This window comes from Methanosarcina hadiensis (genome assembly GCF_046529725.1).
Taxonomy (GTDB): domain Archaea; phylum Halobacteriota; class Methanosarcinia; order Methanosarcinales; family Methanosarcinaceae; genus Methanosarcina; species Methanosarcina hadiensis.
Window position 1 is genome coordinate 2,365,484 of sequence record NZ_CP136241.1, and the last position, 24,060, is coordinate 2,389,543.

General features: G+C 44.9%; 25 protein-coding genes and 1 tRNA gene. 13 read left to right on the forward strand and 13 right to left on the reverse strand.

All coding sequences use genetic code 11. The annotated features are described in order from the left end of the window. Positions 1–464: 464 nt before the first annotated feature. From RSJ42_RS09945 to RSJ42_RS10005, 13 genes are all read right to left on the reverse strand, one after another. Positions 465–665: a winged helix-turn-helix transcriptional regulator gene (locus RSJ42_RS09945; protein WP_410507142.1), complete on the reverse strand. Its 201-nt coding sequence runs from the start codon at positions 663–665 to the stop codon at positions 465–467. 875 nt (positions 666–1,540) lie between these two features. Continuing rightward, complete coding sequence (locus tag RSJ42_RS09950; protein ID WP_410507143.1) at positions 1,541–2,260, reverse strand: hypothetical protein; 720 nt, start codon at positions 2,258–2,260, stop codon at positions 1,541–1,543. A gap of 87 nt (positions 2,261–2,347) precedes the next feature. Further along, positions 2,348–2,581, reverse strand: a complete 234-nt coding sequence (locus RSJ42_RS09955; RefSeq protein ID WP_410507144.1) for a CDGSH iron-sulfur domain-containing protein — start codon at positions 2,579–2,581, stop codon at positions 2,348–2,350. 4 nt (positions 2,582–2,585) lie between these two features. After that, positions 2,586–2,858 carry a hypothetical protein gene (locus RSJ42_RS09960; protein WP_410507145.1) on the reverse strand — a complete coding sequence of 91 codons (273 nt, stop codon included), beginning with the start codon at positions 2,856–2,858 and terminating at the stop codon, positions 2,586–2,588. Positions 2,859–3,204: 346 nt separating this feature from the next. Continuing rightward, complete coding sequence (locus tag RSJ42_RS09965) at positions 3,205–4,500, reverse strand: O-acetylhomoserine aminocarboxypropyltransferase/cysteine synthase family protein (RefSeq protein ID WP_410507146.1); 1,296 nt, start codon at positions 4,498–4,500, stop codon at positions 3,205–3,207. Next, positions 4,487–5,923 (reverse strand): O-phospho-L-seryl-tRNA:Cys-tRNA synthase, encoded by a 1,437-nt coding sequence (gene pscS / locus RSJ42_RS09970; protein ID WP_410507147.1) that lies wholly within the window; start codon positions 5,921–5,923, stop codon positions 4,487–4,489. The genes RSJ42_RS09965 and pscS overlap by 14 nt, the downstream gene beginning before the upstream one ends. Before the next feature lie 12 nt (positions 5,924–5,935). Next, a tRNA-Cys gene (locus RSJ42_RS09975) sits at positions 5,936–6,007 on the reverse strand. Positions 6,008–6,425: 418 nt separating this feature from the next. Then, positions 6,426–7,052 carry a 2-phospho-L-lactate guanylyltransferase gene (gene cofC / locus RSJ42_RS09980; RefSeq protein ID WP_410507148.1) on the reverse strand — a complete coding sequence of 209 codons (627 nt, stop codon included), beginning with the start codon at positions 7,050–7,052 and terminating at the stop codon, positions 6,426–6,428. 121 nt (positions 7,053–7,173) lie between these two features. Beyond that, the gene (gene cofH / locus RSJ42_RS09985; protein ID WP_410507149.1) at positions 7,174–8,328 is read right to left on the reverse strand and encodes a 5-amino-6-(D-ribitylamino)uracil--L-tyrosine 4-hydroxyphenyl transferase CofH; all 1,155 of its coding nucleotides are present in this window, start codon (positions 8,326–8,328) and stop codon (positions 7,174–7,176) included. A 42-nt stretch (positions 8,329–8,370) separates the two neighbouring features. Next, positions 8,371–9,501: a 5-amino-6-(D-ribitylamino)uracil--L-tyrosine 4-hydroxyphenyl transferase CofH gene (gene cofH / locus RSJ42_RS09990; protein WP_410507150.1), complete on the reverse strand. Its 1,131-nt coding sequence runs from the start codon at positions 9,499–9,501 to the stop codon at positions 8,371–8,373. A gap of 3 nt (positions 9,502–9,504) precedes the next feature. Then, positions 9,505–10,527, reverse strand: coding sequence for a 7,8-didemethyl-8-hydroxy-5-deazariboflavin synthase subunit CofG (gene cofG, locus RSJ42_RS09995; protein WP_410510352.1), 1,023 nt, complete (start codon positions 10,525–10,527; stop codon positions 9,505–9,507). Between the two features lie 40 nt (positions 10,528–10,567). Beyond that, complete coding sequence (locus RSJ42_RS10000; RefSeq protein WP_410507151.1) at positions 10,568–11,845, reverse strand: phytoene desaturase family protein; 1,278 nt, start codon at positions 11,843–11,845, stop codon at positions 10,568–10,570. Continuing rightward, on the reverse strand, positions 11,842–12,003 hold the full coding sequence (locus tag RSJ42_RS10005) for a 4Fe-4S binding protein (RefSeq protein ID WP_048133022.1): 162 nt from the start codon (positions 12,001–12,003) through the stop codon (positions 11,842–11,844). The genes RSJ42_RS10000 and RSJ42_RS10005 overlap by 4 nt, the downstream gene beginning before the upstream one ends. Positions 12,004–13,219: 1,216 nt before the next feature. Here RSJ42_RS10005 and fpoA point away from each other — a divergent pair. The 13 genes from fpoA to RSJ42_RS10070 are packed head-to-tail and all read left to right on the forward strand — an operon-like array spanning position 13,220 to position 23,492. After that, positions 13,220–13,609: a F420H2 dehydrogenase subunit FpoA gene (gene fpoA, locus RSJ42_RS10010; RefSeq protein ID WP_410507152.1), complete on the forward strand. Its 390-nt coding sequence runs from the start codon at positions 13,220–13,222 to the stop codon at positions 13,607–13,609. After that, complete coding sequence (fpoB, locus tag RSJ42_RS10015; protein WP_410507153.1) at positions 13,597–14,151, forward strand: F(420)H(2) dehydrogenase subunit B; 555 nt, start codon at positions 13,597–13,599, stop codon at positions 14,149–14,151. Before fpoA ends, fpoB begins: the two co-directional genes overlap by 13 nt. A gap of 30 nt (positions 14,152–14,181) precedes the next feature. Beyond that, positions 14,182–14,658: a F420H2 dehydrogenase subunit FpoC gene (fpoC, locus tag RSJ42_RS10020; RefSeq protein WP_410507154.1), complete on the forward strand. Its 477-nt coding sequence runs from the start codon at positions 14,182–14,184 to the stop codon at positions 14,656–14,658. Positions 14,659–14,668: 10 nt separating this feature from the next. Beyond that, positions 14,669–15,811, forward strand: coding sequence for a F420H2 dehydrogenase subunit FpoD (fpoD, locus tag RSJ42_RS10025; RefSeq protein ID WP_410507155.1), 1,143 nt, complete (start codon positions 14,669–14,671; stop codon positions 15,809–15,811). 5 nt (positions 15,812–15,816) lie between these two features. Next, positions 15,817–16,857, forward strand: coding sequence for a F420H2 dehydrogenase subunit FpoH (fpoH, locus tag RSJ42_RS10030; RefSeq protein ID WP_410507156.1), 1,041 nt, complete (start codon positions 15,817–15,819; stop codon positions 16,855–16,857). Positions 16,858–16,861: 4 nt separating this feature from the next. Next, positions 16,862–17,272, forward strand: a complete 411-nt coding sequence (gene fpoI / locus RSJ42_RS10035; protein WP_410507157.1) for a F420H2 dehydrogenase subunit FpoI — start codon at positions 16,862–16,864, stop codon at positions 17,270–17,272. After that, the gene (locus tag RSJ42_RS10040; protein ID WP_410507158.1) at positions 17,269–17,559 is read left to right on the forward strand and encodes an NADH-quinone oxidoreductase subunit J; all 291 of its coding nucleotides are present in this window, start codon (positions 17,269–17,271) and stop codon (positions 17,557–17,559) included. The genes fpoI and RSJ42_RS10040 overlap by 4 nt, the downstream gene beginning before the upstream one ends. After that, on the forward strand, positions 17,549–17,800 hold the full coding sequence (gene fpoJ / locus RSJ42_RS10045; RefSeq protein ID WP_410507159.1) for a F420H2 dehydrogenase subunit FpoJ: 252 nt from the start codon (positions 17,549–17,551) through the stop codon (positions 17,798–17,800). Before RSJ42_RS10040 ends, fpoJ begins: the two co-directional genes overlap by 11 nt. Further along, a complete protein-coding gene (gene fpoK, locus RSJ42_RS10050; protein ID WP_048140885.1) occupies positions 17,797–18,105 on the forward strand; it encodes a F420H2 dehydrogenase subunit FpoK in 309 nt (102 codons plus the stop codon). Before fpoJ ends, fpoK begins: the two co-directional genes overlap by 4 nt. After that, the gene (gene fpoL, locus RSJ42_RS10055; protein ID WP_410507160.1) at positions 18,099–20,117 is read left to right on the forward strand and encodes a F420H2 dehydrogenase subunit FpoL; all 2,019 of its coding nucleotides are present in this window, start codon (positions 18,099–18,101) and stop codon (positions 20,115–20,117) included. The genes fpoK and fpoL overlap by 7 nt, the downstream gene beginning before the upstream one ends. Then, the gene (fpoM, locus tag RSJ42_RS10060) at positions 20,117–21,604 is read left to right on the forward strand and encodes a F(420)H(2) dehydrogenase subunit M (RefSeq protein WP_410507161.1); all 1,488 of its coding nucleotides are present in this window, start codon (positions 20,117–20,119) and stop codon (positions 21,602–21,604) included. The genes fpoL and fpoM overlap by 1 nt, the downstream gene beginning before the upstream one ends. 3 nt (positions 21,605–21,607) lie before the next feature. Beyond that, positions 21,608–23,089, forward strand: coding sequence for a F(420)H(2) dehydrogenase subunit N (gene fpoN, locus RSJ42_RS10065; protein ID WP_410507162.1), 1,482 nt, complete (start codon positions 21,608–21,610; stop codon positions 23,087–23,089). Positions 23,090–23,102: 13 nt separating this feature from the next. Then, entirely contained in the window at positions 23,103–23,492 is a 390-nt protein-coding gene (locus RSJ42_RS10070) for a F420H2 dehydrogenase subunit FpoO (protein ID WP_410507163.1), read from the forward strand. Positions 23,493–24,060: the final 568 nt, after the last annotated feature.

Here is a 24,060-nt window from a genome sequence, read left to right on the forward strand (position 1 = left end):
AGTGAATAATTGATTTTTTTGTTCATAGCTTAATTTATAGTAATTTATTTAAAACTTTTGACACTCGAATTTCTCTTTTCGGGTTTCTCTTTCCCAATTATGTTTCCGAGCTCACTGTTCTTTCCGGGTTTCGCGCAGGAATTGCAGGAAATCGAAGATTTCCTGGTAATTTCGATGTCATCACAACAGGAATATGTACTCTTCATTCGTCTACTCGCTCAGGAGGATTATTTTAAATTTATAATTTTAACAATGAATAAGGTCAAGAAACCTCAATCCAGTTTAAGATAAAAACAAAAAAATAAAAAAAGATTTAACTGGTAATTCAAATAAAATCAGCCAAATAATGGAATAACGTTAAATATCGATGATTTAGAAAAAAAAATGAGGTTTAGTTATACCTCTTGAAATAGAATTTAATCCTGATCCAGTTTGACTTTCCTGGAAAAAAGAACACTTTTAACTCATGCTGTAAGAGCGTTGCTCACCTGCCCTTTTATTTCATAAAGGCTCTGGCGTGAGTCAGGGAAATAAAAACGTTCCAGCAGAATCTTTTCTTCCTTGAGCCTGCTCAATGCGTATCTGACTGTACGTGAAGGAAGAATTGTTTCACGAATTATATCTTTCTGTGTCATCTGCCCATTTGCTTCAAGCGTCTTAAACACCAGTTTTGCAGACGGAGGCAGTTTCTCGAGTTTTTCGTAGCTAATTTCATCCGGATTACTGTTTACAGATTCATTATCAACAAAAACGATCCCTCATTGTGAATCACCATCTCCATAAAAGGACTCCTTCTTTTGGCTCTGTAGAAATCCTCGGAGATGAAAAGTATTCATTAATTTGAACTGAATGGACTGAACTCTTTTTATGGATTAATTTTCGGTTTATTGCAACCTATTTAGATAGGTTTTCTACAGAGCCCTTCTTTTTAAACCTTTTGGCTCAAACCCAGTAAGCAAGTACAAAAGGGATAATTTATTCTCTAATTGAGCAAAAAAGTATTCTTATCTATTGTTGTATTAGTACAAATATACTGTAAAGTATCCCTGAATAGAAATCTCAGGTTTATTGCTTTTGGATTTTTCTTAGTATTGGAAAACGCCTGGTAATTAACTAACTGAGAAATTAGCTAAGATTCAATTCACAATTGTGAATTATGCATACTTCTTAATTTATAAAAACATTGTGTTCTCACACTGCGATCTGGACTTGAGTACTGTAAAATATCCTGAAGAGTTTTATTTAATCCTGAAAAATGACTGATAAGCAATGATCTGGCTGTATGTTTGCTCAGGAAAAGAAAAAAAGGGTTAAAATTTCAATGTCATCCTTGATATCGCAGGTTCTGGGTGGAGAGTCACACAAAGAAGGAGATTTATCAAATTAAAAATAAGTGTTCGTGAAAAAGTTAAGAGTTAAAGTTAATGATCTGAAAATTATAGCTCTATCCTGAAGATAGGGAACATAGAGGCTATCATCGTGGACAAATATACAATGTCCTTTTAGTTGAAGAGCGCGTAATTTTTGGATAAAAGAAACTTTACGAGTTTTGCAATAATATTTCTAGCTTCTGAATTCTATCGAGTTGCTTGAACAGGTAACGGTTATACTCAATGTCTGAGTCTATCTTCATTTTGACTTCTTCCCTTGAAGGGTGCATGATCCAGTTCCTGAATTTATCAAGGCCTCCGAATTGTTCAACATCTCTTATCGACAAACCATGTTTTTGCTTAAAAGCATCATAATTTTTCAGGGCTACCAGGTAATCGTAAAAGCTGCACTCTTCAAAAACAGAGAGTTCATATACCTTATTTTGTGACCTGCACTTGGGTTTTGCAAGTTCTATAAATTTCTCTTCAGACACTTTTTCCTTGAAAAATGTTTTCATCTGGTTTTCCAGCCTGTAAAGAAGCATATAAAAGAACATCCTTACAGCCCCTTTCCTTAAGTCTGCAACAGTAACTATTCCTACAATCTCAGCGTGAATTACAAAGAAAAAAGAGTTTCTATCCAGCATCTTGATTAGAGACATTATATCCAGGTCTTTTGAAACCATCTTATTCGGCAATATATAATGCTCTCTGGAACCCTTGCTGTCAAAATATCTAAGGATTGACCCGTCTTCATTTTTTATGGGGAAGATAGTTATCTCTTTATGAGATTTTGAATCTTGAGGATAGAAATAAAATTCCTCTTTTGGAGTCATTATTTGTTCCACAGTCAAGCTTTTGTGGATTTGCTCAAAGATTTCGTCTTTCACATGAACCACCAGTAATTTAATATCTGGCGCCTGAACTCTCTTAGACCAGCCTCACTTTTGTCCTTATTTCTCAAAATGGCTACCATCTCATAAAGACCTGTTCTTCGATTTTCCGCACCTGCACAGAGTGACACGGTTCCTGATCTCGTACTTTCTGCCTTCTGCAGATTCTACAGGTATTCCACCGCGTACCCAGAGAGGGCCCTGTTCGTTGCAGGATGGATATTCAACAACGTCTATGGACTTCTCGAATTCCGGCTCAATTACCTTCCCTGTGGAGTTGTCCAGAATTTCCAGCCTGCCGGAGGGATAGTTGAACAATTTTTTAATATCTATATCCCTGGCTTTGGGTTATCGGATTTAGTAACAAGCTTCCTATTCCGCCTGCTCGTAAACAGAATTCGGCATGCACACAGAAATGTCTATTGTCGGTTAGAGTCAGAACGGGACCAGAAATAACTTTCGCACCTTCACGGTAGGGTTTATAGTCTCCTGCCTCTGTTCCGTCAAAGTGAATCTCTGTATGCGTCCCGTCACAGAAAGGTTTCTTTTGCGAATGACCGCACGGCACAGAGCATACTGCTCCTTCAAAGGTCACCTTTTAATTTCCCGCCAGTTTATGCAGTTGCCTTCTCATCACTGTGAATTTCCGAGACTATAAGTGGAACTTCACCGGTTACGATATATAGGCCATTCCTGCTCACAGTAATTTTCATGGAGCTTCCGGAATTTTTGATCTTTTTTCAGTCTCATTTACCATAGTTATATTATATTCTTCTCTTTGGATTATATATGAGAAACTATGTTAAATTCCTATAATTATCTTGGAGAAAAATAGAATGTGATAAGCTATTGCCCATGCAAAAATAAAAAAGATAAAAAAGATTTCTGTCTCTTATAATATATTGTCCGGAATATGAATGAAGTTTGTAGATGTATGCAGGTTACACTTTCTCAAGAGCCTGCTCGAGGTCTGCGATTATATCATCTATATCCTCAATACCTACGGACAGACGTATATAATCCGGTGTGACACCTGTTGCTGCCTGTTCCTCAGGAGTTAACTGCTGGTGAGTGGTGGTTGCTGGATGGATAACAAGGCTCTTGGAATCGCCTATGTTTGCAACATGTGAAAACAGCTTCAGAGAGTTAATAAACTGTTTTCCTGCTTCTGCGCCGCCTTTTACGCCAAAGCCCAGAAGCGCACCGTAGCCGCCTTTGAGATACTTTGATGCAAGCTCATGGCTCGGGTGGTCAGGTAAGCCCGGATAGTTGACCCATGAAACCTTCGGGTGCTCTGACAGGTATTTTGCTACTTTAAGGGCATTTTCTCCATGCCTCTCTATTCTCAGGTGCAGAGTTTCAAGCCCCTGGAGCAGCAGGAACGAGTTAAAAGGTGAAATAGCAGCACCTGTGTCCCTGAGGAGTTGCAGCCTTATCTTAAAGACTAAAACGACGTTTCCAAGCCCAGGGAAATCCGAAAACGTATCCCAGTATTTCAGGCCGTGATAACTTGGGTCAGGATCAGTTAATTCCGGGAATTTCCCGTTGTTCCATGCGAATTTTCCAGAATCAACTATTGAACCGCCGATTGAATTCCCATGCCCGCCTATGAATTTGGTTGCAGAATGTACGACTATATCCGCTCCGTAATCAATGGGGCGGACAAGCCCTACGGCAGCCGTGTTATCCACAACAAGAGGAACTCCTGCTTCATGGGCAATCTTTGCAATCGCTTCAAAATCCGGAACATCAAGCTTCGGGTTTCCTACCGACTCTATGTAAACAGCCCGGGTATTTTCCGTAATAGCCTGGCGGTATGCTTCGGGGTTGGCTGAGTCTACAAATATTACTTCTCTCCCCAGCTTTGGAAAAGTATAATTAAAAAGCTCATAGGTTCCTCCGTAGAGGTTATTGCCTGATACTATTTCGTCCCCGATCCGGGTAATTGCCAATAGGGCATAAGTTATTGCTGCCGATCCTGACGCAACCCCGAGGGCTCCGGTCCCGCCTTCGATTGCAGCTATGCGCTGTTCGAACACGTCAGTTGTAGGATTCATCAGACGGGTATAGATATTGCCAAGCTCTTTAAGACCGAAAAGGTTGGCTGCATGATCCGCATCACGGAAAACGTATGATGTTGTCTGGTATATCGGTACTGTACGCGATCCTGTGGTTGGATCAGGACTCTGTCCGGCATGAAGGGCAAGTGTTCCGAGTTTGTATTTATTTGTAGCCATTAGAATAATCCCCTTTTTTATCTGAATTTCTAATCTGAAGTTTATTTTCGTCTGAAGTTCCCTTATTTACCTTAAGTTTATATTTATTAGCAATATCCTCGAATGTATCCACCACGTAACGAACCTTCTCCCAGGAAAGCCCGTATGTGTTCAGCTTCCACACGCGTGTAGCCCCTGCAAATTCTCCGACAATGCCTTTGCTTGAGAGTTCGTCCGAAAGGAAGAAACCTCTGCGCTTATGGTTCTGTGCTATTACATCGAAGTTGCCAGTGGTATCAACTTTTGACAGGGTGTGTTTTCTAGGGTACTCTGAAACAACTCTGCTGCCTTCAATGGCAAGCAAACCATCAATCAGATAGTTCGATTTTTTCAACTCTTCTTCCCAGTTTTTCACTCTCTCCTTTACAGCAGGGAAAGAAGCCATCATACCCAGCAATGTCGATCCCATAAGTGTGCAGCCCAGCATCTCTACTTCTTTTACGCCAAACTTGCGCTTTGTGAGATCTCCGGTCATCTGAGTCGTACGGAATACCTTAGGAGCCCACTCTTCGGTTGTTGCCAGCACTCCGGAGGGTGCAGGAGATGCCATGCTTTTATGGCCTGAACCCGCGACAAAATCAGCACCAATATCCTTTCCATCGACTGGCATGACACCTACGGTATATGCGCCGTTATACAGGAGAGGAATATCATATTGATGTGCAATTTTTGCTATGCTTTTTACATCATGTTCATTGGCATACTGGTAATCAAAGTGGTCAATCATCACAAGTACAGGAAGTTTGCCCGTTTCCTGTCTGACGGCTTCGATCTTCTCAGCAGTAGCATCTGCCGTTACGATCTTATTTTCGTCCAAAGGAATTTCCCTTACTATTCCGCCTGCTTCCTCGACAGCTAGGAATTCAGTATAATGAGCCAGGGCCGAAACCAGGACAGAATCCCCTTTGTTTACGAGTGTGGATGCCACTGCCTGAAAACCACGCCTTGCACCGGGCACTACACGAGCAACATCCATGTTAACGAAACTGGCTAGCTGTTCATGAAACGGGGCAACGGGAGGATTGGTAATTTTGTCCAGCCTGAAGGGTTTACGGCATGCGTCACATGTGGAATAGCCGTCCCCATATGCTATGAGAGCTTTTCGTGCCTCGGGCGTAAGCCTTCCAGCTGCCTGGATTGGCTGTATATTGATGTAATTTTCTTCTCTTGACCGGATATCAATAGAATCAGCTATTTTCCTTACTTCCGGGGTTCCGGTACCGTTTTCTATATCATCCAGAATTTTCCTGACTCTGTTCACTCCTTCTTTTATAGAGTGTTCTTCTTCCGGATTTGTGATATTCGGAAGTGTTTGTCTGAGGGTCTCCCGGATATCCTCAAGGGCAAAAAGTGCCTCAAATGTTTTTTGTGTTCTTATGTCCATAAATTACCCCTAAGCTGAAACCCGGAATCGAACCGGGGTATAATGGATTTGCAGTCCATCGCGTAGCCATTCCGCCATTTCAGCAAATATTCACAATTGTGAACTAACAACAGATCATACCTGTTATTAATATTTAAACCTATTTTTCAAGGCAAAAAATACCTGAAAGCAGAAATTACCGAAAAACAAATATAAACAGAAAAAATAAAAATCAAAGACTGAAAACAATTATTGGAAAAACAATATATAGGCAAGTCCTCTACAAACATAAGCTTAAGAAAGGCAAAGACAGATGGATCAGCATGGTTGGAGAATACTAATTTAACCAGCACAACCGAACTTCATTTTACCTGACCGTTCATAACACGCTCTACGAAGGAGAGCGACCTTTCCCGCAATAAAAAAGAAGAAAAAGAAAAGCCGATAAGTAAAAAAATGCGAAAGACCTCAAGTTTTAACGGGACCGCCAGTTTTTCTGGCAGATATATTTTTTACTTTTTGCTCAGTATGGGACCAGTCCAACCCTTCCTCTTTTGACTTCAAGTTTAAATTTCCGGTCTATATAGTTCTTTGCAGGTCCTTTTCCATGTATGAGAAGTTCTACTAGATCCTCAGGTTCATCTATATCCGTGCCCGCCATGAAGGAGTCGTAAACCTCAAAGTTCTGACCTGAATCTTCTGCAATCGAGCAGTGGGTTAGAAAACTCGACCCATAGTATCTTACCCTGTAGTTTGAGGGGTTCTTTATAAAGAGGGCGTTGGTGCCTCCGCCTTTTCCGGGAACGATACAGATGTCCTTCTCAGTCGAAGTTATCTCTTTTATGTGTTCCTTAGATAGGAGAGGAAGGTCGGCCATAACTATAAGGACAGGTTCTTCTGCTTCTTCGAGATACCTGTTAAGGGCTTCATTAAGGTCTTTTTCGTCCAGGAGGACTCGCGCTCTAGCCATAACCTCAAGTCCGTAGACTGAAGGGCTGAGGATATCAATCTTTTCTATCCCGGCTTCTTTGAGGGAATCTATGACCTGATTCAGCATAAGTTCTACGAACTCTTCCCTTTCCTGTAAGTTCAGGACAGGTGACAGCCTGGATTTTGCGCCGGCTTTCTTGTAGGGGATTACGGCTCTCATCTGGACTCCTGCAAATTTCGTTTTTCATTTTCATTTTTATTTCAGGGGGACTCTTTTTTGATTCTATTTTATATCTCTAGATTCTATTTTATATCTCCAAGCAGCTCTTTTCTCAGGCTTTTCACTCTCTACTGACTATTTTTGCCTTTGCATAATCAGGGATCAGGCTGTCCTGTCCCGAAAATCTGGGTTCCACCTTCCGGTAAAGGGTGTCTCTTTGCATGGGAACTCTTCCTGCCCCTTTTATCATCCATTCAAATTCTGCAGGTGATACATATTCTCCGTGGCTGCCCCCGGATGCTGTGGAAATCTGGTCTTCCATAAGCGTGCCTCCCAGGTCATTTGCTCCACACATAAGAGCTACCTGAGCAAGTTTCTTTCCTAATTTCACCCATGTAGCCTGGATATTTTTAACGTGAGAATGTAAAATTACGCGGGAGATAGCTATGAGCTGCAGGTCTTCAAGCCCTGTGCTCGGGAATTTTCCGGATGCAAGCATCTTTTCCCCTATGGGGTTATTATAGGGCAAAAAGGACATAGGAATAAGTTCCGTAAACCCGCCAGTCTCTTTCTGGATTTCACGGATAGTGAATACATGGTCAAGGCGTTCTTCGAGGGTTTCGACATGCCCGTACATAATCGTGGCATTGGTGGAAATCCCTATTTTATGTGCCGCAGTTATGGTATCAATCCACTGCCGGGTATTGATCTTTGAAGGGCAGATAATCTTCCTTACCCTGTCGGAAAGGATTTCTGCTGAGGTTCCGGTAAGGGAATCGAGCCCGCTTTTTTTAAGCCTGCTCAGGGCTTCTTCAACCGACATGCCCGAGATCCCTGCCGCGTAGTTTACTTCCATAGAGGAAAGTGCATGAATGCACAGGTCAGGGAATTCAGCTTTTATTGACTCTATAATCTCAAGATAGAACTCCATGTCAGCTTCCGGGGTATATCCTCCCTGGATGCAGACCTCCACAGCTCCTGCTCTTTTTGCATCTCCTGCTTTTTTCAGGATCTCGTCAACGCTCAGGATATACCCTTTCTCTGTCCTGTATGCGCAGAACCCGCAGTTTCCGACGCATTTGTTTGTGATATAGATATTCCTGTTCACAACATAGCTGACGGTATCGCCTGCTGTACTGGCACGCAGATCGTTGGCAAGCTCAAACAGCTCAAAAGGGTTTCCTTCAAGCAGGAGAAGGGCGTCTTCTCTGGTACATTTTCCCTGATATGCCCTCTCAATTACATCTTCGGGAGTTGTCGGTTTTTTCGTGTACATCCGATCATCCTTTTTTAGTTCCGTTATTTCCGGCTGTCCGGCTTATTCAAAAGCCCCGCACCCGGCGATCCTTCTATGGTTCCTGGAAGCCAGCTCATGAGCTCCTCCGTACATGGTTGTCCTTTCTTTAGGAATCCTGCCGGCTCCATGGATCATCCATTCCAGCTCGTCCACAGTAATCATTTCCCCATGGCAGGCACCTGCGGACCTGGAAATGCTTTCCTCCATTAGTGTACCGCCAAGATCATTAACTCCGCAGTGGAGGGAAAATTGGGCAAGTTTCTTTCCCAGTTTCACCCAGCTTGCCTGGATATTATCAACATGCCCGTGTAACAGGATACGAGATACTGCATAGATCTTCAGGTCTTCAAGGCCCGGAGTGGAATATCTGCCTTCCCGCATCATTTTTTCACCAAGAGGATTGTTGTAAGGCATAAAAGGAAGAGGCACAAATTCGGTAATTCCCTCGGTTTCTTTCTGGATATCCCGGATGATCAGCATATGGTCTATTCTCTCTTCAAGAGTTTCAACATGCCCGTACATCATGGTTGCAGTTGTAGGAATTCCGGCCTTATGAGCCTTTTTGACTACATCGACCCATTCGGCAGTTTTGAGTTTTGCAGGGCAGATTATTTTCCGCACGCGGTCTGAAAGGATTTCGGCTGCTGTCCCTGGCATGGTATCAAGCCCGCTCCTTTTGAGCCTCCTCAGGGCTTCTTTTACCGGAATTTCACTGATGCGGGATGCATGATAGACTTCCATCGGTGAAAAAGAATGGATGTGCATTTCCGGGAATTCGGATTTTATGGCTTCCACAATCCCCTGATAAAAGTCAAGGCCCACATCAGGAAGAAGACCTCCCTGGATACAGACCTCAGTAGCATTTGCTTTATCGGCTTCCTTGACCTTTTCCATAATTTCTTCATTGCTGAGGATTTTGCCATCATTTGTCCTGAAAGCACAGAACCTGCAGGTTCCTACGCAGCGGCTTGTGAAATTTATGTTCCTGTTTACAACGTAAGTTACCGTATCTCCTGCTGCCAGGTCGCGGAGTTCGTCTGCAAACCTGAAAAGTTCGAAAGGAGGTACATCCAGGAGCAGAAGCGCGTCTTCTTTTGTGCTTTTCCCTTTGTGTGCGCGTTCTATGAGATCTTCGGGAATCTTACTGTTCATTTTTCAGTCCTCTGCATTCTCTTTTTCGGGCTGCTTTCTGAACCCTTTATCATCCGAGAGCCGCCTGATAAGGCTGCCAATCCTTTCCGAATACCAGCCTCTTTTGATATATTGAGGGTAAACAGGTAGGCGTTCTTTAAGCGGAATATCCCCGAGCTTTGCCTGCAGGTCCTTTACATCGGGCCATTCGGCTTCGGGATTTATCCAGTCAATTGTAAGAGGAGATATGCCTCCAAGGTCTGTTACTCCCTTTGCGATAAGAGCCCTGGGATCTATGAGGTTCGGAGCAACCTGAATTGCCACATCACGAGGCAGGATCCGGGCTGCAAGAGCTACAGCATCCATCACCTCTTCAACAGCCGGCCCGGGGAAATTTTCCATTGCTGTCCCTGGCTTTGGAGCAAAATTCTGGATAATTACTTCCTGAATGTGCCCGTACTCCATGTGAAGAGCCGCAATTGCTTCAAGTGATTCTATCCTGTCGTCCCTGTTCTCCCCTATACCTATAAGGAGACCGGTAGTATAAAGAATCTTCAGTTTCCCGGCTTCCCGGATTGTCTCAAGCCTTCTTTCGGGAATTTTTCCGGGGCAGTCTTTATGGGCGTCCAGAACCGCCGTACTCTCAAGCATCAGCCCCATACTCGCATTAAGGGGCTTTAAGGCCTTAAGTTCGGAACGTGTCATAATCCCTGCATTCGTATGGGGAAGAATTCCGATATCGATTGCGGTTTCACAGAGAAAAACCACATATTCAAGGGTCGAGGAATAACCAAGCTCTTCAAGCATTGTGCTGTATCCCGGCATCTCTTCTGCCCGTTCCCCGAATGTGAAAAGAGCTTCGGTACAACCTGCTTTTACTCCGTTCTCAAGAATGGAAATAACCTCTTCAGGTTTCATGAGCCGGGCTCCGGGCTGTCCGGGTTCCCGTCTAAAGCCGCAGTAACCGCACAGGTTCCTGCAAATGTTGGTTACAGGGATGAAAACGTTTTTTGAGTACGTTACGAAAGGAAAATTTTCCGATAGAATGTGAAACACCTGCTAAATATGGTTTCCTGCTCCTGTGACGTCAACCAAGGATTTTTCCCATAACCGATACCACGCCAAGAGCGACTCCTTCGACTTCTATACCTCCTTTTCCTTTGGCTCCGTCTCCGACAACGTAAAGCCCTGAAAAAGGAGTTTCATTTCCTGGATCCGTACCGGAACAGGCCCTGTTCACAGGCCATTCATCGTGATAGGACTGGATGAGCAGAACTTCGTATCTTTTACCAGGGAAAATATCTTTGACATCCGCAAGGCCCATTTCAATTTCGGATTCGAGATTCCTTACATTTTCAGGAGCAACATACTGGTGGCACATTGTGAGGTGCTTTCCCGGGGGAGCCAGACTCGGGTCGACCTGGGTCACTTCATTGATCCCGTTTATTCGCCTTGTATAGGGAGTCAGCAGGACTCCGGAGTGCCCGACAAGCGGCTCATTCGCTGAAAGGCAGATTTTTATGCCTGCGGAAGGCTGAAGAGTCTCAAGCATTTTAAGGTATTCCGCACCTGTTTCTCTGGAAAGAGCTTCACCGCAGAGCAAAGCGGTTGCAGCATGGCCGAGGTTGCTGATAACAATGTCAGATTCATGGTTTTTCCCTTCTGCAACTATCCCTGTAGCTTTTCCGTTTTCAACAAGGATTTTTGAGACTTCCTGTCCGGTATGGATTTCCCCTCCATTTGCCAGAATGATGGCTTCAAGGGCATCGATAATCCCTTTGCACCCCCCTCTGGGGACGCCTGGGCCTCCAAACCGGTACATATTTTCAATTATCTCAAAAACCTCTTCTACAGGGACTTCATTGCTTTTCAGGCTAAGAGCCCATCCGCAGAAAGAGTCGGCAAACTTTATCAGCCATTCATCATTGACCTGGCTCTTTATCCATGCATGAAGGGTGCTTCCTGAAGGGCGGTTCTTTCTTGTGCTCACAATTAAAAGGGCTATTTTCATGCGGTCTTTATAGGAAAGAAGAGAATGAAAATCATTAAAAGAAATATCTTTAAAGCCTTTCACGTAGTCCGGATTTCCTTTCTTAAGCGGCACGCGTACAGTGGTCATCTCTGACCTTACTATATTTACACTGGCTCCGACTTCTTTGAGGAACAGGGCGAGAGGACCTCCGGGCCCACTCGGAAGCATATGGAAAGCTCCGCTTGAAAGCTGGAATCCTTTATAATTGAGATTGGTAAACCTGCCTCCTGTAACAGGGAGCCGTTCAAAAACCTCAACCTCATGCCCTGCTTTTGATAAACGGGCAGCACTTAAAAGCCCTCCAAGCCCTGCACCGATAACAATCGTTTTCATGCCGGAACCTCGATTGCTTTCACAGGGCAGTAGGGAATGCACATCCCGCATTCCACGCAGGCATCGGTAGCCCGTGCTCTTCCCCTTACTTCTATTGCTCCCTTTTTACAAAAAGAAGCGCACTGGCCGCACCCTACACAGTTATCGTTTATCTTCATGCGTTCCACCGCTTTTCTATCGTGAGAAGGCTTATTATAATGTATTGGTATACCTTATCGCTGCATTTTTCAATATCAAGGCAGGCAAAGCCTCCTGAGAATTATGCGCTGATTGTAATATGTAACAGGTAATATACTATGAAATTATCTCCTTCTGAATATAATACAGCTTCAGGGAAAGCATAATTGCATGTGTACATATATATAGAGGCTTGTTCCAGAAGCATAACAAAGGGTTGTCATTTTCCAGCTCATAAGCCAGCACTGCAGGAACATAATAGCATTACATATGCTCTTATTACATATGCTCTTATTACATATGCTCTTATTACATATGCTCTTATTACATATGCTCTTAGCATTACAGTATGCTCTGCATCAGGCTGTTCGGCTTTCTGGTCTGCCGCATGGCTTTTTGGCAGCGTTTACCGATTGATGATTAACGAATATTCCTGAAGGAAATAATTGCCGTCTATTCAGTCATAAGGTTGAAGGTTTTCAGCATTCTAAGTTCCTTATTATTTTCATTCTAAAAGTTGCCTTCAGAAGCCTGTCCTTGTCATATTTATCATTATTATACATGTTATTATACGGAGATTTTTTATGAGGATTAAAATAATTAGTGGGGATATATAATCCCTTTCCATTCTGAAGAAATCTATGTTTTAAGGAAGTTAATTCCGGGATATGGCTGTTTAAAAAGAATAACATATTTAGGGGGTATATATAATTTAGGGGTATCAACGCGGCTTTTGCTACAATATTTTTTCAGTATTCTATATTTTAGAAATATAGTTTTAATTATTTAGACTTAATATTTATATAATATTAATTATCTAGCAAATAACTATAAATAACCCCTGATTTATTTGCAGAACTAGCTAGCTACCTGTAATCTTAATTATTAATTATATTACTTTCACGCTAATTAAATCCAAGTCACCGGAAGGATGGGCTTCTCCTGACTTCCGGCAATTTATCACAAAATCTTGGGCAGCGAAAAGTAGATTTTTCAAGGCTCGGGAACCGGGATGTCATATTCAAGAGCCTGTTATCCATAAAAGGCACTGGATACAGACATTCTCAACAGGACCTGTATCGGATCAAATGGTTTTTGAATAACCGGAAGTTCGGGTTACAGTTTTTTTGTCCGCGCAGATATATAAAAATCAAAGAATCAAAATCATAAGACGCTGCAATTTCAGATTGCTGCACTTTGATGGGTGATACAATGCCTGGAATAATTGATAGCTATATACCGGTTGCCATATTCCTTGCCGTGGGACTGATTATGCCTCCCATGACGATGTTTATGGTAAAGCAACTGAGTCCGAGGAGCAAAGCAGCCGGCAAATACGCGACATATGAATCCGGTTCCATTCCCACAGGAACTGCAAGGATCCAGTTCAATGTTGAGTATTATCTTTATGCGATTGCTTTTGTCCTTTTTGATATTGAGGTGCTCTTCCTTTACCCCTGGGCTACAGTCTACAAAGGGAACGGAATTACCTCAATTGCAGTGGTTGAGATGTTTGTATTTATCTTCATATTGCTTTTCGGATACGTATATCTCTGGAAGAAGGGGGCCCTTACATGGGTGAAGTAAAGGAAACAAAAACGAACAACTCAGAGGAATGCCAGGGAGAAGAAATTCCCGGAGTCATCACAACGACCACGAGTGCGATCCACAACTTCCTCAAGAAAACAAAGGCTCAGGATTTCATCAACTGGGGTCGGAAAAACTCTCTCTGGTTCATGACCCAGCCAATGGGTTGCTGCGGAGTGGAAATGATCGCAACTGGCTGTGCACATTACGATACTGACCGTTTCGGTATTATTCCCAGGAACTCTCCAAGGCATGCGGATGTCATGATTATCAGCGGTTATGTGACCAAGAAATACCTGCCAGCTTTAAAGAGGCTCTGGGACCAGATGCCTGCTCCAAAATGGGTTATCGCGATGGGGGACTGTTCAATCAGCGGCGGGCCGTTTTACGAGTCCTACAGCACTGTACAGAACATCGACGAAATCTTTCCTATCGACGTCTATATTCCAGGATGTCCTCCAAGGCCGGAAGCCCTGATTCAGGGGTTTGTTGAGCTCCAGGAAAAAATAAAAGCCAAAAAAGACCGGGGAACAGAATACTGAGAAGATTTCAGGCTTATTTGAGGGAATATAATGGATGCCAGAACGATTATAGAATCATTAACCGAAAAATTCCCGGAGGCGATTTCCGAAGCCGGAATTGACTCTCAGGTCCGTATCCGGGCATACGTGGATAGGGAAAAAGCAAAAGAAGTTTGCCAGTACCTTAAAGACTCCCTTCAGTTCGACCACCTCTGCTCGGTCTGCGGAGTGGACTATCCTCAGAGGAACGAACTCGAAGCAGTGTATCATATAGCTTCATATGAACACCCTGTAGTCCTTATGCTGAAATCAAGGCTGCCCAGGGACTCTCCTGATATAGAATCCGTTGTGCCGGTATACTGGAATGCGAACTGGTACGAAAGAGAGACCTATGAACTCTTCGGAATATTCTTTAAAAACCACCCGAACCTGAAGCCTCTTGTGCTTCCCGAAGATATGCTTGGGGAATGGCCTCTTAGAAAAGACTATGAGGGTTTTCCGAACAAAACGGCAAGAAACCTGGTGTGAGGGGTGAAAAATGGAAGAAATACCTGGACCAAAAGAAATTATCGGACCAAATGAAATGATCGTACACCTGGGACCACAGCACCCCATGCAGCCCGGACCCTTCAGGTTAAACCTGAGGTTAAAAGGGGAAACTGTAATGGACGCTGAAGTGGAACTGGGTTATATCCACAAAGGCATTGAGAAAATCCTGGAGAACAAGACCTACCTTCAGGGTATCACGATAGTTGACAGGATCTGTTACCTCGTAGCCCTGACAAATGAAGAATGTTTTGTGGGCTGCGTAGAAAAACTTCTGGATATCGAACCACCGGAAAGGGCTCAGTATATAAGAGTCATTTTAGAGGAGCTTACAAGACTCCAGAGCCACCTCCTGGGAATGGGAGAATTTGCGGAATTCATAGGTTTCGTCTCCATGTTCATGTACACGATCAAGGAAAGAGAAGACCTTCTCACTCTGATCGACATGGTTACAGGAGCAAGGATTACCCACAGCTACCTGAGGTTCGGAGGAGTGCGTGAAGACCTTCCTGAAGGATTTAAAGAAAAAGTCATTCCTGTCCTTAACAGCCTCAAGAAAGTCATCAGCGACTATGAAGAACTGTTCAGTTCCGACAGGATCTACAGGGAGAGGACTATAGGAGTAGGTGTCCTGACTGCGGACGCTGCAAAGGACCTGGGAGTATCCGGGCCTGCTTTGAGGGCTACAGGCGTTCCTTTTGATATCCGGAAGGTAGAGCCTTACCTCGTATATAAAAATCTGGATTTCAAAGTCTGTACAGAAACTGCAGGAGACTGTTTTGCAAGGGTTCAGGTCAGGCTTAACGAAATGCGGGAAAGCATTTACATCGTTGAACAGTGCCTTGATATGATCCCGGACGGGCCTATCTTTCCGGAAGGAACCCCTTACAGCAGAAGGACTCCAGTAATGAGAGTTCCTGCAGGCGAGGTATTTCACAGGGTCGAAGACCCGAGAGGAGAAATGGGAATGTATATGGTTTCCGACGGCTCGGACAAACCTTACAGGGTAAAAGTCAGGGGACCTTATTATCCTACTCTGCAGGCTCTGCCTCCACTTATCAAAGGCACAACGGTTGCGGACGTCGCAGCAATTGCAGGCAGCATGGACGGCTGCACCAGTGAAGCGGACAGGTGAGTAAAATGGTCATAGAAATCCCGGAATTTTTAGCTCCTTTTATCCCCTGGATCCGCGGGCTTGTCGGTCTCTCTCTCGTTGGAGCCATTTTCCTTGGAGCAATGGGAGCGGTCTGGCTTGAAAGGAAACTCTCAGCCGGTATCCAGCTAAGATACGGGCCTTCAAGAGTAGGCAAATTCGGTATGTTTCAGCTGGTAGCTGACGCTATAAAACTCTTTACAAAAGAGGACATGAGACCGAGCAATGCTGACCGCCTCCTGTTTGACAATGCTCCTATTTTCATGATAAGTTCCGTTTTCCTGATGCTTGTCGCAATCCCTGTCGGTGCTGTCTTTATCAACGGTGTCGAGTACCCTCTGGCTGCGACCGAAATGGACATCAGTATCCTTTATATTGAAGCAATGTCTGCAATCACGATTTTCGGAATTTTCATGGTTGCTTACGGTTCCAATAACAAGTATGCCCTGCTTGGAGCTTTCAGGAACTTCGCCCGCATGGTCGGGTATGAAGTGCCTCTCGGAATCAGTGTTGTCAGTGTTGCTGTAATGACAGGTTCCCTGAACATTGTTGAGATTGCCAGCGCCCAGGGACTCCTCTGGAACATATTCCTTCAACCGATCGGGTTTATTGTTTTCTTTATCGCTCTTATGGCCGATATGGGAAGGCTTCCTTTTGACCAGAACGAGTCCGAAGAAGAACTGGTTGCAGGCTGGATTACCGAATATACAGGAATGCGTTTCGGGCTTGCCTTCTTTGCCGAATATATCCACATGATCCTTGGTTCCTTCCTTATTGCACTTCTATTCCTTGGCGGCTGGAACGTACCTGCATTTGTTGCAAACAATGCGGTCCTGGGCCTTATTGCTCCTACAGGTTTCCTGCTTCTTAAAACCGTGCTTGTGCTGATGACTATCATAGGAATGAGGTGGGCTGTCCCGAGGTTCAGGATCGACCAGGTGGTAGATATGAGCTGGAAGAAACTCCTGCCCCTGTCCCTCCTGAACCTTGCCTGGGCAGTTGGCCTTGGACTCTATCTGGGGGTTTAAAAGTATGGTTCTCAAAAACATAAAATACGCAGTAAAAAACATTCCAAAAAAACGCGTGACGAGATTGTGTCCGGAAGTGGAAAGCCCGCTTTCCGAAAGGTTCAGAGGCCTCCAGAAACTGGATAAAAGCAAATGCATCGGCTGTGGGATCTGTGCCAACACCTGCCCGAACAGCGCGATCAAGATTGTAAAAGCCCCGATTGCCCCGGGCAGCGAAAAACAGAGGTGGTTTCCTCAAATAGACATAGGACACTGCCTTTTCTGCGGGCTGTGCATTGACCAGTGCCCCAAGGGCGCCCTTTCCAGCGGGAAAGAATACTGCAAAGGCATGGTTAAATGGACACACAAAGACCTGCTCATAACTCCTGAAAAACTCGCAAGGGAAGTGGATATCCAGGAAGGTGATGAGAGATGATTGATCTTGGAACAATCGGAGCAGCCCTGGAAATAGCTGTCTTCGGACTCCTTGCGCTTATTACGGTCTTTTTCGCAATCTTTGTAGTCATTGCAAAAGACGTTGTAAGAGCCGGGCTTGCCCTGATCATGTGCATGTTCGGAGTTGCAGGACTTTATATTCTCCTGAATGCCCAGTTCCTTGGGATTATTCAGGTTCTGGTCTACATAGGAGCAATAGGAGTATTGATTCTCTTTGCAATCATGCTGACAAAGCGCGAACTTGGAGGTCGGTCCCGTGCGTACTAACCGGGCTATGGCTTTCATAGTGTGCCTGCTCTTTGTAGCTGTTATAGTGACAGGAGCTTTCGGAACTTCCTGGAATACGGTTCCCGAGCTTCCGGAAAACCCTGCTGACCCAAGTAATATAGAAGGCATAGGCATGCTCATCTTTACTCAGTTTATCGCACCTTTCGAGGTCCTGTCAGTTGTCCTGCTCGCATCCCTTATCGGTGCAATTTATATGGCAAAAGGAGAGGATGACAGATGACTGCCATTCCCTTGACTTTTTACCTGGGTCTTGCAGCCCTGCTCTTTTCAATAGGGCTTTACGGAGTCATGACACATAAAAGCGGTATCAGGATGATCATGTGTATAGAGCTCATGCTGAACTCCGCAAACATTAACCTTGTGGCTTTTTCAAGCTATACGGATACCCTGCACGGGCAGGTATTTGCCATATTCTCGATTGCCCTTGCGGCTGCCGAGGCTGCAGTAGGGTTCGCAATCTTTATGGCAATCTACAGAATGCACGACAAGATCAACCTTGATGAACTCAACATTCTGAGGTGGTAAAAACGGCTCTGGAAGAATTTGCATTTTTAATCCCCCTGCTTCCGGCACTGGCTTTTGCGATTACCTTCTTCTTTGGCAAGAAAATGCCATCCGGAGGGGCAATAGTTCCCATCCTTGCTATCGCCGCCTCATTCGTAATCTCTTTTGTGATTACTCTCGGGCTGCTGGCAAACCCCGAAGAGGTTGTAAGCCAGTCCTATCCCTGGTTTGCAGTGCTTAACATAGGAATATTAATCGACCCCCTTGCTGCGGTTATGCTGTCAATGGTTTCCTTTGTGAGCCTGTTAATCCATATCTATGCTGTAAGCTACATGTCTCATGAGCCTGGAAAACCCAGGTATTTTGCAGAAACCGCACTTTTCACGGCTGCAATGCTTTCCCTGATTCTTTCGGACAATATTCTTCAGCTCTTTGTTTCCTGGGAACTTGTAGGCCTGTGTTCCTTCCTGCTCATAGGCTTCTGGTTTGAAAGACCCTCGGCAGCAGCCGCAGCAAAAAAGGCTTTCCTGACAACCAGAGTGGGAGACGTAATGTTCCTTGCAGGAATTATCGTTCTTACTGCCGATCTTATCAGGATTGCAGGCGGGTTTCAGGAAGGAGTGTACCTGCTGCGTTTCGATGAAATCTTCAGTTATATCCCTGAGCTTTCAGCTCTTCATATAAACATCCTGGGCTTCGAAATAAGCCACCTTACTATTATCACCCTGCTCTTCTTCGGAGGAGCCGTAGGAAAATCAGGCCAGTTCCCGCTACATGTATGGCTGCCTGACGCAATGGAGGGTCCGACAACCGTTTCAGCCCTCATCCATGCAGCAACAATGGTTACTGCCGGTGTCTACCTGGTAGCAAGGACTTTCCCGATGTTTGTTGCAGCCCCTGATTCCCTTATGGTAGTTGCTTATTTCGGAGGCTTTACAGCCCTCTTTGCAGGCACAATGGGCATTGTAATGAACGACCTCAAGCGTGTGCTCGCTTATTCAACTATCAGCCAGCTTGGGTACATGATGCTTGGCCTTGGCCTGGGTGCTGCGATAGGGCTTGAGGCAGTCGGAATCTCCCTTTTCCACCTTATCAACCACGCTTTCTTCAAAGCACTTCTCTTCCTCTGTGCAGGCAGTGTAATCCACGCAGTCGGCACCCAGGACATGAGGGAGCTCGGAGGCGTAGGAAAGGTAATGCCCATAACCGCTGCCACTATGACCATTGCAGCCCTTGCCCTTGCAGGTTTCGGCATCCCAGGCACATCGATAGGGACAAGCGGTTTCATGTCAAAAGATCCCATCATTGAAGCTGCATACCTTTTCGGAGAACACGGCGGCAGCTGGATACCCTATATATTCTCGATTCTTGCAGCCCTCCTCACATCCATTTACATCTTCAGGCTCATCTTCATGACCTTTACAGGGAAGCCGAGAAGCAACTACCACGGGCACGAATCCCCTGCCATAATGACAATCCCCCTGTCCATTCTGGCTCTTTTTGCCCTCGCTTTCGGTGCACTGACAAGAACCGGTTTTATGGAGTTCCTTGAAGAAACCTTTGCCAACAGCTTTGTGAACCTGAATATAGGAAACCTTGCCGGCATAGGCGGAAATGAAATTGTAGAGGCAGCAGGGCATGAGCCCCTTATTGTCCTGTGGCTTCCCGTGATAGTCGCACTTGCAGGCCTTGCAATTGCTTTCGTGATTTATTACCTGAGAGCATTTAGCCTTGGAGCCCTGGCTTCCATGAAGAACCCGATCTACAGGCTGCTCTACAACCGTTACTACCAGCACAGGGTCTACACCGAGTTTTTCTCACTCGGCATTGTCTACGGGGTTGTTGCTTTCCTCACACAGGTAGTTGATGTGATCATTGACAGCATTGTGGAAGGAATCGGGATTATCACGGTTTTTGCTGGCGAGGAACTCCGGAAGATCCAGACCGGAGTTGTGCAGGCATATGCAACCGCATTAATCGCAGGTGTGAGCCTGCTGATAATACTTGTTAAATTGATAATGGAGGTACTCTGATGCTGCCGGTAGCATCGTTGTTAATTCTGGTGCCGCTGATTTTCGCAGTTGTGACCTTTTTAACAAAAACAAAACAACTGGCTGCAGGGTTTGGCTTTCTCGGGTCCCTTGCGACTCTGGGGCTTACCCTTTACGCCTATCTGAACTTTGACAGCAGCACTGCTGCAATGCAGTTCTATGAATCCATAAGCTGGGTCCCCTTCCTGGGGATCAATTATTCGGTAGGAATTGACGGCATTTCCATGCCCCTTATCCTCATGAATGCGATTGTGATTCCGCTCCTGATCCTGTTCACCTGGAAAGAGGATATGGAATCTCCAAACAGGTTCTACGGATTGATCCTTACAATGCAGGCAGCAGTTATAGGAGTCTTCGTTGCCCTTGACTTCGTTGTCTTCTATATCTTCTGGGAGCTTACCCTCGTCCCTCTCTTCTTTATAGTAAATATATGGGGAGGAGAAAAACGGGCTCATGCTTCCTACAAGTTCTTTATCTATACACACGTTGCCTCTCTCGTGATGCTTCTCGGGATTTTCGGGCTTTTCTACTCAGCCCTGAACCAGACAGGCGTTGCTACATTTGATATAAGGGAGCTTATCGTACAGTTCCAGTTCTTCGAACCCGGCCTGATGAAAGATGTAATTTTCCTTGCAATCCTCTTCGGGTTCCTGGCAAAACTGCCTGTCTTCCCCTTCCACTCCTGGCTTCCGGATGCATATTCCGAAGCTCCAACAGCAGGAAGCGTACTCTTCATCCTGCTCAAAATCGGAGGGTACGGGCTTTTCAGGATTTCACTCCCAATGCTCCCGAACACCGGCAGTCCTGACCTGATGATCTTGATGCTTGGACTGCTCGGTTCTTTCAGTATAGTATACGGAGCTCTTGTGGCCCTTCGGCAGAAAGACCTCAAGCGTATGATCGCTTACTCAAGCCTGAGCCACATGGGATATGTAATCCTGGGTTCAGCAGGCCTTGTTACCCTTTCGGTTTCAGGAGCCATGTTCCAGCAGTTCTCCCACGGGCTTATCATGAGCATTATGTTCATGTCTGCAGGAGCGATCCAGACCGCCACAGGCACAAGGATCATTAACGAACTCGGAGGGCTTGCAAAGAAGATGCCCATGCTTACCGTAGCCATGATGGTTGGCTTTATGGCATCCCTCGGCCTTCCAGGGCTTACAGGTTTTATTGCCGAGTTCCTGGTGCTTACCTTCAGCTTCGTTAACTTGCCGGGATTTGTACTGTTTGCCCTGTTATCGATAGTGATTACTGCAGGTTACCACCTCTGGGCAATGCAGAGGGCAATGTTCGGAGTCTACAATGAGAAGCTCGGGGATGTGAAAGATATCAATTTCGCACAGGTCTTTTCAATGGCTATAATCGCACTCCTTGTGCTCTACTTCGGACTGAACCCGAGTCCGGTGCTTGATATGATGATTAATAATTCTGAAGCAATAGTCAGCCTGGCGGCTGGTATGGGGGTGTGAGAAATGCAGGAAATAATGTACCTTGCACCCGAACTTGTCCTGGTAGCAACCGGACTTGCAGTACTCCTTGTCGGAGTTTTCCTCTCCCCCCAATCCAAAAATATACTTGGATACCTGGCAACCCTGGGTATCCTTGCATCAATTGTTCTGACGGTTGAAAGCTTCGGGCTTCTTACAATGCAGGGTTTCCAGGTTGGATATTCGATATTCTCAGAAACCCTGAGTATCGATGCCCTTTCCCAGTTCTTCAAGCTGGTCTTCCTGGCAGTTGCCCTTATTGTTTCAATTGCCTCAATCAAATATACCGAAAACAGCGACCACACCGAGGAGTTCTACACCCTGGTGCTCTTTGCAACCTTCGGGATGATGATTGTAGCCTCTGCAAACGACCTGATCCTGCTCTTCGTTGCCTTTGAGCTGGCAAGTCTTGCGACCTTTGCCCTTGCAGGCTTTGAGAAACAGAATGCAAAGTCACTCGAAGGAGCCATGAAGTACTTTATCATAGGCTCGGTTTCCGCAGCACTCATGCTCTTCGGGCTTTCTTTTGTCTACGGGGCAACCGGCACAACAAGCATTCCCCTGATCGCTAAAAACCCCTCCCTCCTTATAGACAACCCAATCGGAATCGTAGCAATAGTGCTCCTGACTGCAGGTTTCGGCTTCAAGATGGCCCTTGTCCCATTCCACATGTGGGCTCCGGATACATACCAGGGATCACCTTCGGTTGTTTCCGCCCTTCTTGCAGCCGGGTCCAAAAAGATGGGATTTATCGCAGCATTCAGGGTATTCATCATAGCCCTTGCAGCCCTCCAGCCTGACTGGCAGTTCATGTTTGCCCTTCTGGCAGTTGTGACCATGACTTTCGGAAACGTTGTCGCAGTTGCCCAGACCAGCGTAAAACGCATGCTTGCCTACTCCTCACTTGCACAGGCAGGATACATTGCAATGGCTTTTGCTGTAATGACTCCTGTGGCTCTTGGAGGCGGCATCATGTATGCCCTTGCCCACGCCTTTATGAAGTCAGGAGCATTCATCGCAGCTGCAGCCGTTGTCTGGATGATAACTTCGGAAAGGAAAGGAAACCTCGATATCCCTGACCACCTGGATAGCTTCAGAGGCCTTGGTAAGAGGATGCCTCTAGCAGCTCTCTGCATGACAGTATTCGTCCTTGCACTTGCAGGAATCCCCCCAACTGCAGGCTTTATGGCTAAGTTCGTGCTCTTCTCTTCAACCATTCAGGCAGGCATGGCATGGCTTGCAGTGATAGCCATCCTGAACAGTGCCCTTTCGCTGTTCTACTATGCAAGGCTTGTCAGATACATGTATTTCCTGCCCCCCGAAGGTAAAGATGAAAAGGTCAGCATCCCGTTCCCATACGCAGCAGCCCTTCTGGTTGCAGTTGCAGGTGTACTTGCAATGGGTCTCTGGCCTGAGCCCTTCGTGGAACTGGCTATGAAAGCAGCAATTGTACTGGTGCCATTCTAAGGAGGTATGAGAAATGACAGATTGCGACCTATGTGGAAAAGGAATCCCGACCGTTATCCCGGTCAGGACTTACCCTCCTCTCCTTAAATTCGCCTACCCTGAAGGGGTCTGGAAAGGGCTCTGTGAGACCTGTCTCGATTCCGCCCAGAAAACATACCTGGAAGTGAACAGGAACCACACTTCATGCAGAAGAGGCAAATGCTCTCTCTGCGGAAGCAAAACCGGTGTTTTCTCAGTGGAACTGCAGATCCCCGATTTCTCAAAAGGAATTGTTAGACAAGATATGGATGTCTGCTACAGGTGCCTGAAATTAGTCGATGAAGCTTATGTAAGGTTTAAAAAGGCACAAATCGACGAAGAAGGACGTATACACGGGCACGAACACGTACATCCGCATCATTGAGTAAAGCTGCACTTGCGGCTTTATTTTCTATTTTATTCTTTGGATGCCTGATATATTTCTACTGATCTATTTTTCAGCCTTTTACACTAATTTAGACAATGTTTTTATAAAATAGACCGTATTTTTATAAAAACATCTATTGAATTATTTGAAAAACAGATATTTAATTTAGGATTTGTTTGTTAGAAATTATTAGATTTAAGCAAGAAATCAATTATCATTTTATTAAGATTAATAGGTAAATTTTGTGAAAAGACTTTTCTCTAATTGTTAGTTATTGTAATATTTTTTTTCTTAGTTTTATTATATAGGATCGTATCTCTTTAGCTGTAAAAATGAATATTAACAAATTGATGTTTACCGTTTAATAATTATCATTCTTATTTATTTTTTTATTATATTTTTGATTAAAAATATAGTTCTACCAACTAGTTTGATGATCTGGCCATAAATCATTTATAACAAAAAGTCATACAGTTATGTGAAAAAAAGTAAATTTTTTCTTACTATATGGGAGCCCCGGGAAATTGAAGGCTTCTTGCAGGACTCCCATACAGGCGCCCGAAGG